This is a genomic window from Achromobacter xylosoxidans A8 (assembly GCF_000165835.1).
Taxonomy (GTDB): domain Bacteria; phylum Pseudomonadota; class Gammaproteobacteria; order Burkholderiales; family Burkholderiaceae_B; genus Achromobacter; species Achromobacter xylosoxidans_B.
This window is the reverse complement of record NC_014640.1, coordinates 3,445,392-3,458,871: the sequence shown is the minus strand read 5'-3', so window position 1 is coordinate 3,458,871 and position 13,480 is coordinate 3,445,392. Positions and strand designations below refer to the sequence as shown.

The 13,480-nt window shown below is 68.2% G+C and carries 12 protein-coding genes; 5 read left to right on the top strand and 7 right to left on the bottom strand.

Annotated elements, in window-relative coordinates; genetic code table 11:
- Nucleotide 1 precedes the first annotated feature (1 nt).
- Together AXYL_RS15985 and AXYL_RS15980 are read left to right on the top strand one after the other, a co-directional pair.
- Complete coding sequence (locus AXYL_RS15985) at nt 2-1,639, top strand: arylsulfatase (protein WP_013393852.1); 1,638 nt, start codon at nt 2-4, stop codon at nt 1,637-1,639.
- 75 nt (nt 1,640-1,714) lie between these two features.
- Nucleotides 1,715-4,264 (top strand): fused MFS/spermidine synthase, encoded by a 2,550-nt coding sequence (locus AXYL_RS15980; RefSeq protein WP_013393851.1) that lies wholly within the window; start codon nt 1,715-1,717, stop codon nt 4,262-4,264.
- Nucleotides 4,265-4,267: 3 nt separating this feature from the next.
- Here the strand turns inward: AXYL_RS15980 and AXYL_RS15975 are convergent, their stop codons facing one another.
- The 3 genes from AXYL_RS15975 to AXYL_RS15965 form a co-directional block, all read right to left on the bottom strand.
- Complete coding sequence (locus tag AXYL_RS15975; protein WP_013393850.1) at nt 4,268-4,699, bottom strand: hypothetical protein; 432 nt, start codon at nt 4,697-4,699, stop codon at nt 4,268-4,270.
- Nucleotides 4,700-4,918: 219 nt separating this feature from the next.
- Nucleotides 4,919-5,557 carry an FMN-dependent NADH-azoreductase gene (locus AXYL_RS15970; protein WP_013393849.1) on the bottom strand — a complete coding sequence of 213 codons (639 nt, stop codon included), beginning with the start codon at nt 5,555-5,557 and terminating at the stop codon, nt 4,919-4,921.
- The gene (locus AXYL_RS15965; RefSeq protein ID WP_013393848.1) at nt 5,554-5,985 is read right to left on the bottom strand and encodes a GNAT family N-acetyltransferase; all 432 of its coding nucleotides are present in this window, start codon (nt 5,983-5,985) and stop codon (nt 5,554-5,556) included. Before AXYL_RS15965 ends, AXYL_RS15970 begins: the two co-directional genes overlap by 4 nt.
- A 108-nt stretch (nt 5,986-6,093) precedes the next feature.
- Between AXYL_RS15965 and AXYL_RS15960 the strand changes: the two genes are divergently transcribed.
- Nucleotides 6,094-7,524 carry a PLP-dependent aminotransferase family protein gene (locus AXYL_RS15960; RefSeq protein WP_013393847.1) on the top strand — a complete coding sequence of 477 codons (1,431 nt, stop codon included), beginning with the start codon at nt 6,094-6,096 and terminating at the stop codon, nt 7,522-7,524.
- Here AXYL_RS15960 and AXYL_RS15955 read toward each other — a convergent pair.
- Nucleotides 7,521-8,000, bottom strand: a complete 480-nt coding sequence (locus AXYL_RS15955) for a carboxymuconolactone decarboxylase family protein (protein ID WP_013393846.1) — start codon at nt 7,998-8,000, stop codon at nt 7,521-7,523. The two genes, AXYL_RS15960 and AXYL_RS15955, sit on opposite strands and share 4 nt — an antisense overlap.
- A 132-nt stretch (nt 8,001-8,132) precedes the next feature.
- Nucleotides 8,133-9,431 (bottom strand): ATP-binding protein, encoded by a 1,299-nt coding sequence (locus AXYL_RS15950; RefSeq protein ID WP_013393845.1) that lies wholly within the window; start codon nt 9,429-9,431, stop codon nt 8,133-8,135.
- A 232-nt stretch (nt 9,432-9,663) separates the two neighbouring features.
- Between AXYL_RS15950 and chrA the strand changes: the two genes are divergently transcribed.
- A complete protein-coding gene (chrA, locus tag AXYL_RS15945; protein ID WP_013393844.1) occupies nt 9,664-10,914 on the top strand; it encodes a chromate efflux transporter in 1,251 nt (416 codons plus the stop codon).
- Nucleotides 10,915-10,946: 32 nt separating this feature from the next.
- On the opposite strand, the gene AXYL_RS15940 is transcribed toward chrA, so the two are convergent.
- Together AXYL_RS15940 and AXYL_RS15935 are read right to left on the bottom strand one after the other, a co-directional pair.
- The gene (locus AXYL_RS15940) at nt 10,947-11,741 is read right to left on the bottom strand and encodes an enoyl-CoA hydratase (RefSeq protein ID WP_013393843.1); all 795 of its coding nucleotides are present in this window, start codon (nt 11,739-11,741) and stop codon (nt 10,947-10,949) included.
- Nucleotides 11,742-11,810: 69 nt separating this feature from the next.
- Entirely contained in the window at nt 11,811-13,010 is a 1,200-nt protein-coding gene (locus AXYL_RS15935; protein WP_013393842.1) for a multidrug effflux MFS transporter, read from the bottom strand.
- A 73-nt stretch (nt 13,011-13,083) separates the two neighbouring features.
- On the opposite strand from AXYL_RS15935, the gene AXYL_RS15930 reads away from it, so the two are divergent.
- Entirely contained in the window at nt 13,084-13,404 is a 321-nt protein-coding gene (locus tag AXYL_RS15930) for a SelT/SelW/SelH family protein (RefSeq protein WP_013393841.1), read from the top strand.
- The last annotated feature ends 76 nt before the right edge of the window (nt 13,405-13,480 follow it).

Sequence of the window (13,480 nt, the reverse complement as noted above, 5' to 3'; positions counted from 1 at the left end):
GATGAACGCAAGAAAACTGTTGAGCGCGGCGCTCTTCGCCGCAACAGGCTTCATGGCACTGGCAAGCGCGCAGGCGCAAACCCAGGCGCCGCCGGCCAATGAGGGCCAGGCGGCGGCATCAGGCAAGAAGCCGAACATCCTCGTGATCTTCGGCGACGATATCGGGCAGGCCAATATCAGCGCCTATGCGCACGGCGTGGTGGGCTATCAAACGCCCAACATCGACCGCATCGCCAAGGAAGGCGCGATGTTCACGGACTACTACGCCGAGAACAGCTGCACGGCGGGCCGCTCGTCGTTCATCACCGGCCAGTCGCCGCTGCGCACCGGTCTGTCCAAGGTGGGCGCGCCCGGCGCGACGGTCGGGCTGCAGAAGGGCGACATCACCATCGCCGAGGCCCTGAAGGCGCAGGGTTACAACACCGCGCAATTCGGCAAGAACCATCTGGGCGACAGGGACGAATATCTGCCTACCCGCCACGGCTTCGACGAGTTCTTCGGCAACCTGTACCACCTGAACGCCGAGGAAGAACCGGAGCGCCCGTACTGGCCCAAGGATCCCAACGATCCTTACGTCAAGAACTTCTCGCCGCGCGGCGTGATCAAGGCCACGGCCGACGGCAAGGTGCAGGACACCGGCGCCTTGACCACCAAGCGCATGGAGACCATCGACGACGAAACCGTGGGCGCGGCGATCGATTACATCGACAAGCACGGCAAAGCGGACAAGCCGTTCTTCGTGTGGATGAACACCACGCGCATGCACATCTACACGCACATCCGGCCCGAGCACAAGGGCAAGAGCGGGATGCCCGGCAATGATTATGCCGACGGCATGTGGGAGCACGACCAGGACGTCGGCAAGCTGTTGAAGAAGCTGGATGACATGGGCATCGCCGACAACACCATCGTCGTCTACACCACCGACAATGGACCGAACGCCTTCACCTGGCCGGACGCCGCCACCACGCCGTTCCGCAGCGAAAAGGACTCCAACTGGGAGGGCGCGTTCCGCGTGCCGGCCATGGTGCGCTGGCCAGGCAAGATTCCCGCAGGGGAAATCAAGCGCGGCATGGTCTCGGGCATGGACTGGTTCCCGACCCTGCTGGCCGCCACCGGCGACGCCAACGTCAAAGAGCGGCTGCTGGAGGGCTGGGCGCCGCAGTCCGGAGGCAACAAGTTCAAGGTGCACCTGGACGGCTACAACCAGCTGGGTTACCTGACCGGCAAGCAGGACAAGAGCGCGCGCGACGAGTTCTTCTACTTCAACGACGATGGGCTGCTGGTAGGCATGCGCTGGGGCGACTGGAAGGCGGTGTTCTGCGAACAGCGCGCGCCTGGGAACTTCAACGTCTGGCAGGATCCCTTTGTCTGCCTGCGCGTGCCGAAGATCTTCAACCTGCGCATGGATCCGTATGAACGCGCCGATATCACTTCGGACCAGTACAACGACTGGCTGGCCAAGAACTCCTATCTGACCGCGATCGCGACCATGAAGGCGTCGGCGTTCCTGGAAACCTTCATCACCTATCCGCCCAGCCAGCGGCCTGCCAGCTTCAGTGTGGACCAGGTGCAGGAACGGGTGAACAAGGCCATGGAGAAACACTTCGAAGAGGTCGAGAAGCAGAAGTCGAAGTAGCCGGTTCCGGCGCGAGCCGGCGCAGGACCGGGCGGCGCCTGTCGCGCCGCCCGGCAACGCAGCAGGAGCAGCACGATGGGCGTGGGGGCAAGCGAGGCGATGCAAGGACCTGGCGTGGAGAACAAAGCCGCCGAGGGGCGGCCATTGACGGCGACCCGGCCGGCCGCGCTGCTGTTCCTGTCCGGAACGGCGGCCCTGGTGTTCCAGGTGCTCTGGATCAAGCAGCTGTCGCTGGCGGTGGGCGTGGAGGTCAGCGCCATCGCCGGCGCGGTCAGCGCATTTTTCCTGGGGCTCGCGCTGGGCGGCTGGCTGTTGGGCCGCCGGGCGGACCGCTTGCGGCGGCCGGTGCGCTTCTACGCCATGCTGGAAGCGGCCGTGGCGCTGTCCTGCGTCGCGGTGACATGGCTGCTGGCGCGCAGCGCCGCCGCCTTCGTCGCGATCGAGAGCCATAGCAGCGTGGCGGCCTGGCTGGCGATAGGACTGCTACTGGCCATGCCCGCATTCCTGATGGGCGGCACCTTGCCGGTGCTGCTGCGCGCCGTCAGCCGGCAGGGCGCGGACGTCAGCCGCCGTGGCGGGACTATGTACGCCGCCAATACCTGCGGCGCCATCCTGGGCGCCTTGCTGCCCGCTTTCTGGTTGATTCCACGCTTCGGCGTGCAGGGCGCGGCCCTGGCCGCAGCCTCGTTGAACCTGCTGGCGGCGGCCGGCGCCTGGGCGCTGGACCGCAAGGCAGGCGACAGCGCGACACCCGCCGCCAGCGCGCAAGCCGCCGCCGCGCCCTTGTCCGGCGAAGCGCGCCTGGCCGTGGCGCTGTACGCGGTGGCCGGCGCCGTCGCGCTGGGCTACGAAGTGATCTGGTCGCAGATGATCGTGCCTTTCATGAGCACGCGCGCTTTCGCCTTCGCCATCGTGCTGGCCACCTATCTGGCCGGCCTGGCCCTGGGCGCGGCGCTGTATGCGCGCTGGGCCCACCGCGTGCGCAATCCCTGGCCGGTGTTTGGCTTTCTGATCGCCGGCGCGGGCCTGATCGCGGTACTGGAGGTGGCCTTGCTGGGCAAATGGCTGATCGTGGCCCAAACCCAGGCGGAAGCGGCGGTCTATCAATGGACCGGCAGCGGCTTCGCCGGGATGTGCGCACGCTTCGCGGTGGCGGCGGGCAGCCTGGTGCTGGCGCCCACGCTGCTGCTGGGCGCGGCCTTTCCCGCGGTGCTGCGCATCGCGGTGGGCGATCAGCGCGTGGGGAGGGAGGCCGGCGCCGTGCTGGCCTGCAACACCCTGGGCGGTATCGCCGGCACCTTGCTGACGGGATTCCTGCTGCTGCCTGCCTTGGGGCTGGTGCGGACTTTGGGCGTACTGGCGGCCATCGCCGCCGCGGTCGGGGCCGTGGCGGCCTGGCGCGGACGCTCCGACGGCCGCGCCGCCACCGGCTGGGCGACCGGCATCGCGGGCCTCGCCACGCTGGCCGTGGTTGCCATGTTGCCGGTGGATCAGTTCGCGCGGCTGCTGCCCGGCGCCAGCGGCGCGGGCCTGGTGTTCTATGAAGAAAGCCACGGCGGCACGGTGGCCGTGGTCGAACGCGCCGGCAACGGCAACCGTTTCCACCGGCTCTACATCCAGGGCGTGTCGAATTCCGGCGATGCCATGCCATCGCTGCGCTACATGCGGTTGCAGGCGCTGCTGCCGCTCATCGTCCACAACGCCGAGCCCAAATCCGCGCTGGTGGTGGGCTACGGCACCGGCATCACTGCGGGAGCGCTGTCGCAGTATCGCGGACTGGAAAAGCGCGCGGTGGCCGAGCTGCTGCCGGCCGTGCTGCGCGCCGCGCCGCATTTCCAGGGCACGTTCCAGGCCGCCTCGGACCCCGGCCTGGACAAGCGCCTGCGTGACGGGCGCCGCGAACTGCAGGCCAGCGCCGAACGCTGGGACCTGATCACGCTGGAGCCGCCGCCGCCGTCCGCCGCGGGCGTGGTCAATCTGTATTCGCGCGATTTCTACCAGCTTGCCGCGAACCGGCTGGCGCCCCAGGGCATCGTGGCGCAATGGTTGCCGCTGCCCACGCAGAACGAGGACGACACCCGTGCGCTGGTCGCCAGTTTCATCGAGGTCTTTCCGCACGCCCAACTGTGGACCAGCGAGCTGCATGAAATGCTGCTGCTGGGATCGATGCAGCCGCTGGCGCTGGACGCCGCCCGCATCGAGGCGCGCTATAAGCAGCCGGACGTCGCCGCCGCCTTGAAGGCGGTGGGCGTGCCGTCGGCCGCCGCCTTGCTGTCCACCTGGGTGACCGACCGCGACGGATTGGCGCGCTTTGCCGGCCGCACGCAGGCCGTGACCGACGACCGCCCCGGCATCGAGTACGCGACCTGGGTCCGTCCGCGCGAGGTGGCGCGAGTCCTGCCCGCGCTGCTGGCGTTGCGCAGCGAGCCGCCGCTGGTCGGCGCCTCCGAGGCGCTGCGCGCCGACATGCTGCTGGAGCGGGCGCGGCTGGACACGTTCTATCGAGCCTCGCTGGCGGCCTATGTGGGCGATCGTGAAACCTGGGGCAGGGAAATGAACAAGCTGGCGCGCGACGACGGCGACAACGCCTATTACCGCTGGTTCATGCCGAGCGCCAGGCAATAGGGCTCAGCTGCATATGCGCCGCCACGGCGCGACCCCATGGGGCGAGCAATAACCGGCGCAGGGCGTCGCCATCGACATGCCGCTCTGACAGCGCAGATCCGGCGCCCGTTCGCCATAGGGCACCATGCCTTGGCAATCGCACTGCGCCAGCCCAGCGCCGGACGGCAGCTTCTTGATTGGATCGGCCTCGGCGGTGCGTTCCGCCTTGGCTGTGGGCGGCGCCGGCGCGTCGTCGTCCGCGTCGGCGCGCTCGATCACGCCCCGGATCTTGGCGGACGGCATGTTGCAAGCCTTGGCGATCGCGTTCACCGTGCGGCCGTCGTTGGCCATGGCCAGTATCTTCTTGTCGGCGCAGGCCGCCTCGACGCGCGGCGCGGCCAGGGCAGACAGCGCGAGGGCCGCGGCCAGCAAGATGCCGGATCTGGTCAAGGTCATTGCACGCCTCCTGCACCCATGCCCGAATGAGGAAATACGGCGTAGTCTGCTCAGGCTAGAGGGTTTTGCAAAGAGCGTAGTGCCGGCTGTTTGGGGGTGTCAACGCAGCCCGATTGCCTAGTTCTTCTTGCGGACGCCGGGCCGGCGCCGGCGTTATCCCTAAGCATGAGCCGGCTTGGTGCGCGCGCCATGATGCGACGGCACCAGGCAGTGTCGGACTCAAGCCGCGGCAAGTTCCGCATGCGGACCAGTTGCGAACGGATGCGCGGCGATCTCGGACTGCGCCTGCGCGCGCGCCTCGTGCAGCGCATCCGTGCCGCGCGCCGTGCCTTGCACCGAGAAGAACGTCACGCTCTTCAGGCCTATCGTGCCTAGCACGTGCCTGAGATACGGCGTGAGGAAGTCCGGCTGGCTGTGCTCGCCGCAGCCGAACTCGCCGCCGGACGAAATCGCCACGTAGACCGGACGGTCCGGCAGGCTGCCTTCCTTGCCACGTTCCGAGATCTGGAACGTGCTGCGCACCCGCACCACGTGATCGATCCAGGTCTTCAGCGAGGCCGACACGGTGAAGTTGTGCATGGGCGTCGCGATGACGACATGGGTGGCATCCTGCAAGGACTGGATCAATGCGGATGAGCGGCCCAGCGCGCCGCGGTGCTGCCGGCCGTCGTCGGGATCCTGGCGCGCGCTCAGCGTGAGGGCGTAGTCGGTGTCGACCAGGGGCAGGGCGGTTGCGTCCACGTCGACCACGGCCGCGTCCGGCGCGGCGGCGGTGAGCTGGTCGACGATGGTTTGCGACAGGCGATAGCTTTCGGAGGCGCGGCCGCGCGGGCTGCAGATGATGCGCAGGATGTTCATGAGGCGGGAGTTTCCAGGGATTTGCTGAATCGGATGGCGCTGGTCAGCAGACCGGCGCGGAAATAGAAGCGCTGGGCCAGGGCGTTGCCCAGGCCGGTGTCCAGCACCAGGCGGGCGCAGCCGCTGTCGCGCGCGACAGCGTCCAGCGCTTGCAGCAACCGGGCGCCCCAGCGCTCGCCGCGGCGGCCTTGCGCCACGACCAGGTCGTCGACGTACAGAAAGCGGCCGTAGATCAGGTTTTCCTGCAGGCGGTAGCCGGCCAGCGCAACGGGCTGGCCGTCGGCCATGGCTGCCAGCAGACGATAGCCATCCGCGCGCATGCGGCTGACGCGCTCGACGAAATCGGCGTCTTCCTTCAGGTGAGGCCTGAGCTCGCGCATGAGCGGCAGGCATGCCCGCAGATCCTGCGGGCTTTCGAGGTGTTGCATGGCGACTTCTGTCATGGATGCACTAGCGGTGTGAGAGTTCATGAGCAGCCATGTTAGGTGCCGCATGCCATAATTAGAAGGGCCATAAAATCCATTTTTAACTATGCCATGATCAACCCTCAACCCCAGGCGCTGCCAGCATCATCAGGCGACGCCGAGCCCCTGTACCGCCAGGTCTATGAGCGCTTTCGCGGCGCCATCGCCCAAGGCACGCTCAAGCCAGGCGACCGCATTCCGTCGGCGCGGGCGCTGGCCAAGGAGCTGGGCGTGGCGCGCGGCACGGTGGAAGTGGCGTATTCGCTGTTGGCATCGGAAGGCTACATCCAGGCGCGCGGCCAGGCCGGCACGGTGGTGGCGCCCGACGTGCAGCCGCAGCATGCGCCGCCGCCCGCCGCGGCCGTCCCGCCGGAGGCGCCCGGAGACGGCCCAGGCTGGCGCGAGCCATCGGGCCTGCGGCCGTTCCAGCTGGGCTTGCCGGCGCTGGACGAATTTCCGCGCAAGCTCTGGGCCAGGCTGGGCGCCCGCCAGCTGCGCGGCCTGCAGGCCGGGGATCTGGCCTATCCGCCCAGCGGCGGGCTGCCGGCGCTGCGCAGCGTGACAGCCGCCTATCTGCAAGTGGCGCGCGGCATCCATTGCCAGCCTTCGCAGGTGTTCATCACCTCGGGCTACAACAGCACGATGGCGCTGATCCTGCAGACGCTGTTCGAGCCCGGCGACCAGGTCTGGATGGAAGATCCGGGCTATCCGCCGACGCGGGCGCTGCTGGAGCAGGCCCGGCTGGAACCGGCGCCCGTGCCGGTGGATCAAGATGGGATCATGGTCGGCGCCGGCATCGAGCGGGCGGGGCAGGCGCGCGGCGCGGTGGTGACGCCGGCCCATCAAAGCCCCTTGAGCATGTCGCTGTCATTGCCGCGGCGCCAGGCGCTGCTGGACTGGGCCGAGCGTCGCGGGGCCTGGATCGTGGAAGACGATTACGACGGCGAGTACCGCTACGTCGGCCGGCCGCTGCCGGCGCTCAAGAGCCTGGATACGCAGGGCCGGGTGCTGTATGCCGGTACCTTCAGCAAGGTGCTGTTTCCCGGCTTGCGGCTGGCCTATCTGGTGGTGCCAGAGCCGTTGGCCGGACGCTTCGCGCAGTCGGCGCGGCTGCAAGCGGGCGCGGCGCCGGGCCTGACGCAGGCCATCCTGAGCGCCTTCATGGCCGAGGGGCATTTCGGCCGCCACATCCAGCGCATGCGCAAGCTGTACGCGGAACGCCGCGCCGCGACCGTGGCGGGCCTGAGCGCGGCGCTGGGGCAACGTCTGCGGATAGAACCCCAGCCGGGCGGCATGCATCTGGTGGCGCGCCTGGATGATGGCCAGAACGACGTGGCACTGGCCGGACGGATGGAGGAGCAGGGCATGTACGCGGGTGCGCTGTCGCGCTGGTACGCCGCCCCGCAGCGGCAATCGGCGCTGCTGCTCAGCTTCACTAATATCGCCACGCAGGCCCAGGCCCATGAACTGGGCCTGCGGATCCTGAAGCTGATGCAGTCCTAGTTCAGGCCGGCCTTGTCCAGGCCGTAAGCCGCATCGGCCGAGCCCGGCACGGTGCGGAAAGCCACGTTCAGCCGGTTCCAGCCGTTGATGCCGACCACCAGCAGCGTCAGGTCGGAAATTTCCTGCTCCGACAACTGCGCGCGCGCCTCTTCATAGACGGCGTCCGACACGCCCTGCGCGGACAGGGTGGTGACGGCCTCGGTCCAGGCCAGCGCCGCGCGCTCGCGCGGCGAGAACAGCGTGGATTCGCGCCAGATGGCGACGTGATGCAAGCGCAGCTCGCGTTCGCCCGCGATCCTGGCCTGCTTGATGTGCATGTCCAGGCAAAAGCCGCAGCCGTTGATCTGCGAAGCGCGGATATCCACCAGTTCGCCGACCTCCCGGACGATGGGGGTCTTTTTCAGCGACATGCTGAATTCCAGGTACTTCCTGGATTGTTCTTCGGATACCTGGAAGTAATTCAAACGCTGCGTCATGTTGCTGCCTTTTCGATGCGTGTAGCCGAGCGGAATCTCGTGCCGACAGGATGACGCAGCTTGGCCCAGGGCAGAAGTGCCATAAATGGAGTTTTCATCTGTGCCATGAGCGCGGCTGCGCAGCGGCAACGCTCAGGCCGGCCAGCGCAGCACGAAGCGGGCGCCGCCCAGGGGGCTGTCGTGTATCTCGATGCCGCCGCCGTGGTTCGCGGCCACGCGCCAGACGATGGCCAGGCCCAAGCCCGCGCCGCCAGTGCCGCGGTCGCGGCTTTCGTCCAGCCGGATGAAGGGTTCGAACACGCGCGCGCGGTCGGCCGGGGCGATGCCGCCGCCGTCGTCGTCCACGATCAGCTCGAAGCCGCCCGCAGGGCACTGGCTGAGCCTGATCTCCACATGCCGGCTGGCGTAGCGCACCGCGTTCTGCACCAGATTCAGCAAGGCCCGGCTCATGTAGCGCGGATGCAGCCGCACGCGCGGCGGGTAGTCGCGGTGCACATGGCACTGGATGGCGCGCGCCTCGGCCTGGTGCGCGACCTGGGCCAGGGCTTCGCCCAGCCAGTCGCAGGTGTCCACCGTTTCCAGCCTGACGGTGTCGTCGGCGGGGCGCTCCAGGCGCGCGTAGACCAGCAGTTCGGCCACCAGCGTTTCCAGTTCGCAGATGTCGGCCTGCATGTCGCGCAATATCTGGTGCCGCCGGGGCAGGTGCTGGTCGTGGCCCAGCAGCGCGACCTCGAAGGACAGGCGCGCCAGCGGCGTGCGCAATTCGTGCGAGACGGCATTGGTCAGGCTGCGCTGGTTTTCGATCAGCGCCGAAATGCGTTCGGCCATTTGGTTGAAGCTTTCGCCCACGTGCCGCATGCCCGCCAGGCGCGACAGCCGCACCCGCGCGCCGAGTTCACCCTGGCCCATGCGCAGCGTGGCGTTGCGCAGCCGGTCCAGGTCGCGCCACAAAGGCAGGGCCCAGAGCAGCAGCAGGATGATGCCCACGATCAGGCTGAGCGCGGCCCAGGCGGCTATCGTGATCCATCTTTCAACGGCTTGCGGCGCGCGTGGCAGGCTCAACTCCAGCCACTGACGGGGTTCGCCCGGCAGGGGAGCGACGTAGACGTTGTACTCGTCGCGCATGATGAAGCCGGCGCTGGCGAGCTGCTGCCGTTCCGCTGGCGTGGGCTGGGCTTGCGCGTCCGTGAGCAGCTTCAGTCCCAGGCCGTAGTGCGGCTGTATCTCGTCGCGCAGGTAATCCGCCCGCGCGCCTTGCGCCAGGCCATCCAGTTCCTTGCGCAAGGCGTGTATCTGCCCCCGGACCGATTGGTATGAGAGGTCCGCGCTCAGCGGGTCCAGCAGATACTCGAGGCTGCGCTGCACCAGCTGCGATCCCGCGATGTAACCGATAGCGGCGACCACGAAGATGCGAATCGCGAACTTGAGCATTGGGGATTTGAACCGGAAATGGCGACCTGGGATGCTATAGGGCCGCGCCAGGGGCAGTCCGCCGATATTTGTACGGTATTTGTAAAGTTGTTTGAAGCGCGGCCGGGCGGCGAGGTAAACCGGCCATATGGCCCGGGCCGTTCAGGCGGTTGAATCCGTCACGCCGCCCGGCTATAAGCATGGGGCGGGGGCCGGACCCTCATGCCCCGCCTGCCGATGAAGCCCGAATCCCATGCCGCCGCTGCCACCCCACCAAGACGAACACGTCGCCAGCAAGCCCGCCACCCCCACGCGCGAACAGTCTGGCCAGGGCTCCTGTCTGGAAGTCTTCCTGGTTTTCCTGCGCCTGGGGCTGACGTCCTTCGGCGGGCCGGTCGCGCACCTGGCGTATTTCCGCAGCGAATTCGTGGAGCGCCGGCGCTGGCTGGACGATTACGCGTATTCCGACCTGGTGGCCCTGTGCCAGTTCCTGCCGGGGCCGGCCAGCAGCCAGGTCGGCATGGCGATAGGCTTGAAACGCGCCGGCTGGGCCGGCATGGCGGCCGCCTGGCTGGCGTTCACACTGCCCACCGCCGTCGCCCTGATCCTCTTCGCGCTGGGGCTGGCGCAGTTCGGCTGGCTGTCCGCCTCGGGCGCCATCCATGGCCTGAAGGTCGCGGCGGTGGCTATCATCGCGCAGGCGGTCTGGGGCATGGGGCGCTCGCTCTGTCCTGACCGCGAGCGGGCCGGACTGGCGGTGGCGGCGGCGCTGATCACCATCCTGATGCCGACCACGCTGGGGCAATTGAGCGCGATTTTGCTGGGCGCCATCGCCGGCATGGCCGCGCTGCAGGTGCCGCCGCGTCCGGCGTTGGCGGTGCAGCCGCTGAAGGTGTCGCGCCGTGCCGGGTACACGGCCTTGGCGCTGTTCGTGCTGCTGCTGGCGGGCTTGCCAGCCTGGGCCGCGATCAGCGGTATGCCGCTGGCGCAGCAGCTATCCGGTTTCTACCGCGCGGGCGCCCTGGTGTTCGGCGGCGGCCACGTGGTGCTGCCCTTGCTGGATTCCGCGGCGGTGGCGGGCGGCATGGTGTCCAACGCCGATTTCCTGGCGGGCTATGGCGCGGCGCAGGCCATGCCGGGGCCGCTGTTCGCCTTCGCCGCCTTTCTGGGCGCAATGTCGTCCGGCCCCTTGTCGGGCTGGGCTGGCGGCCTGATGCTGCTGGTCGCCATCTTCCTGCCGGGCGCCTTGCTGGTGGCCGCCGCGCTGCCGTTCTGGGAAAGCCTGCGGCGGCGTCCAGGCGTGCGCAATCTGATCGCGGGCGTGAACGCCAGCGTCGTCGGCATATTGCTGTCGGCCCTCTACGACCCGGTCTGGACCAGCGCCATCCGCGACCGCGCCGACTTTGGCCTGGCCTTGCTGCTGTTCGGCCTGCTGGTCTACGCGCGTTGGTCGCCCGTGTGGGTGGTGCTGGCGGCCGCTGCCGGCGGCTGGGCGCTGGCGTAGCGGGGCCGCGCGCACGGCCCCGCCCGACAGCGCTAGGACTGCCAGCGCGGCTGGCGCTTCTGCAGGAAGGCGTCTATGCCTTCGCAGGCGTCGGCTTCCATCATGTTGCGCGCCATCACGTCGCCGGCGTAGTCATAGGCGTCCGCCAGCGCCATCTGCCGCTGTTGGTAGAACATGCGCTTGCCGTAGCGGATTGCGGCGGGGCTCTTGGCAAGGATGTCGTCCACCAGCGCGCGCACGCGCTGGTCCAGCTGCGCCTCGGGCACCGCGTCATTGACCAGGCCCCAGTCCCTGGCCTGGCCGGCGTCGATGAAGCGCGCCGTCACCAGCATTTCGAAGGCGCGCTTGGCGGACACGTTGCGGCTCAAGGCGACCGCGGGCGTGGAGCAGAACAGGCCGACGTTGATGCCGGATACCGCGAACTTCGCCGTGTCCGCAGCCACGGCCAGGTCGCAGCTGGCCACCAATTGGCAGCCGGCGGCCGTGGCAATGCCATGCACCTTGGCGATCACCGGCACGGGCAGGGCCTGCAGGCCTTGCATCACGGCGCTGCATTTCCTGAAGAGGTCGCGGTAGTAATCCAGCGAGGGCTGGCTACGCATTTCGCGCAGGTCATGGCCTGCACAGAACGCGCGGCCGCTGGATTCCAGCACCACGCAGCGCACGCTCGCATCGCGCGACAGGGCGTCAAGTTCGGCCTGCAGCGCAGCCAGCAGGCTTTCGGACAGCGCATTGAACTGGCCGGGGCGGTTCAGCCGCAGCGTCACCACGCCGCCTTCGGCATGGCGCGCCAGGACCGGCTCTTGCGCCGCTTCTTCGATATTCATGTCGTCTCCAGGATGGGCTATTCCTGGATAGTAGAGGGATATGGCGCCTGGCGGAGCGGGGCTGGGCCCTCAGCCCGCGGCCAAGCGCCGCGCCATGCCGGGCGACAGGCACAACAGCGGCCCGACGATGACGGCGCCGATCAGCGCCATGGCCAATTGCGGCGACATGCCGCTATCCAGCAGGACGGTGGCGATGACGGCCGATCCGCTCATCTGGAAAAGGCCATACACCGCGGCCGCGGTGCCGGCGCGCTCGGCGAACGGCTCCAGCGCCAGGCTAAGGCCCGAACCCAGCGCCAATGAAAAGCCCACGGTCAGCACGGCCACCGGCAGCATGAAGACCCAGGCCGACAAGGGCAGCCACAGCCACGCGGCCAGATGCATGGCCGCCGCCGCAAGCAGAGCGGCCATACCCACGCGCACCATGGTATGGCGGCCAAAACGCGAGATGAAGGCGGGCGCGAGGAAGAAGGCCCCAATGTTGATCGCCGCGTTGCCGCCGAACCAGGCGGAAAAACCCAGCTCGGAATAACCCAGCTGCTGCACCAGCACCACCGGCGCAGCGGAGACGAACACCAGGATCATCGCCATGCCGGCCATGCCGAACGCCGCGAAATACAGAAAACGGCCGCTGGCCGCGATCGGCGCATAGCGGCGCAGGCTGTAGAGCGCGCCTTGCGGCTTGGCGGGCTTGGCCCGCGTCTCCTCGAAACGGATCGCCAGAAAACCCGCCAGCGTCAACGCGAACAGCACCATGAAGACAAAGGTGCTGCGCCAACCCGCGTGGACGGCCAATGCGCCGCCCACCATGGGCGCCAGCGCGGGCACGGTGCACAGCGCGCCATTGAGATAGCTGTAGACGCGTGCGCCCACCGCGGGGCTGAAGCAGTCGCGCACCGCCGCGAAGGCCACCAGCGAGGCCGAGCAGGCGCCCAGCCCCTGGATCACGCGCGCGACGTAGAACACCTCCAGCGAACTGGCCGAGGCGCCCAGCGCCGAGCCCAGCAGATAGGCCAGCGCACCGCCCAGCGCCACGGGCCGGCGGCCATATCGGTCGGCCAGCGGGCCGATCAGGATCTGGCCCACGCCCACGGCGAAGATGAACAAAGTGATGCTGGCTTGCAGCGCGGTGACGGGCTGGCCATAGTCCTGCGCCATGGTGGGCAGGGAGGGCAGATAGATATCGATGCCCATCGGCGTGAGCGTGACCAGTCCCATCAAGAGACCGATCAGCCAGCGTTGGCCGCGAGGGGATAATGCAGACTTCATGGCAGGCTCGGGGTCCGTAGCGAACCCGGGAAAACCCGATATTATCCATGAACCGGCGTAGAATCTTCTTCCTATGAATGCACCCGCCCTCCGACCCCGCATCGTCATCCATTACTGCACGCAGTGCCAGTGGCTGCTGCGCGCCGGCTGGATGGCTCAGGAACTCCTGTCGACGTTCTCCACCGACCTGGGCGAGGTCGTGCTGCAGCCCGGCACCGGCGGGATTTTCCAGGTCACCTACAACGGCGACCTGATCTGGGACCGCAAGAGCGATGGCGGATTTCCCTCGGCCAAAGAGCTGAAGCAGCGCGTGCGCGACCGTCTTGATCCTGGACGCACACTGGGCCATATCGACGGCCACACTGCCGGGCCGCTGGCCACGCCTGACGCCTAGCCTGTTCTGATCCAGCGGAGCCTTACACAGGCTCCAGCGCCCGTGAACGGCCGGCCCCGCGAGGCCGGCCGACGTA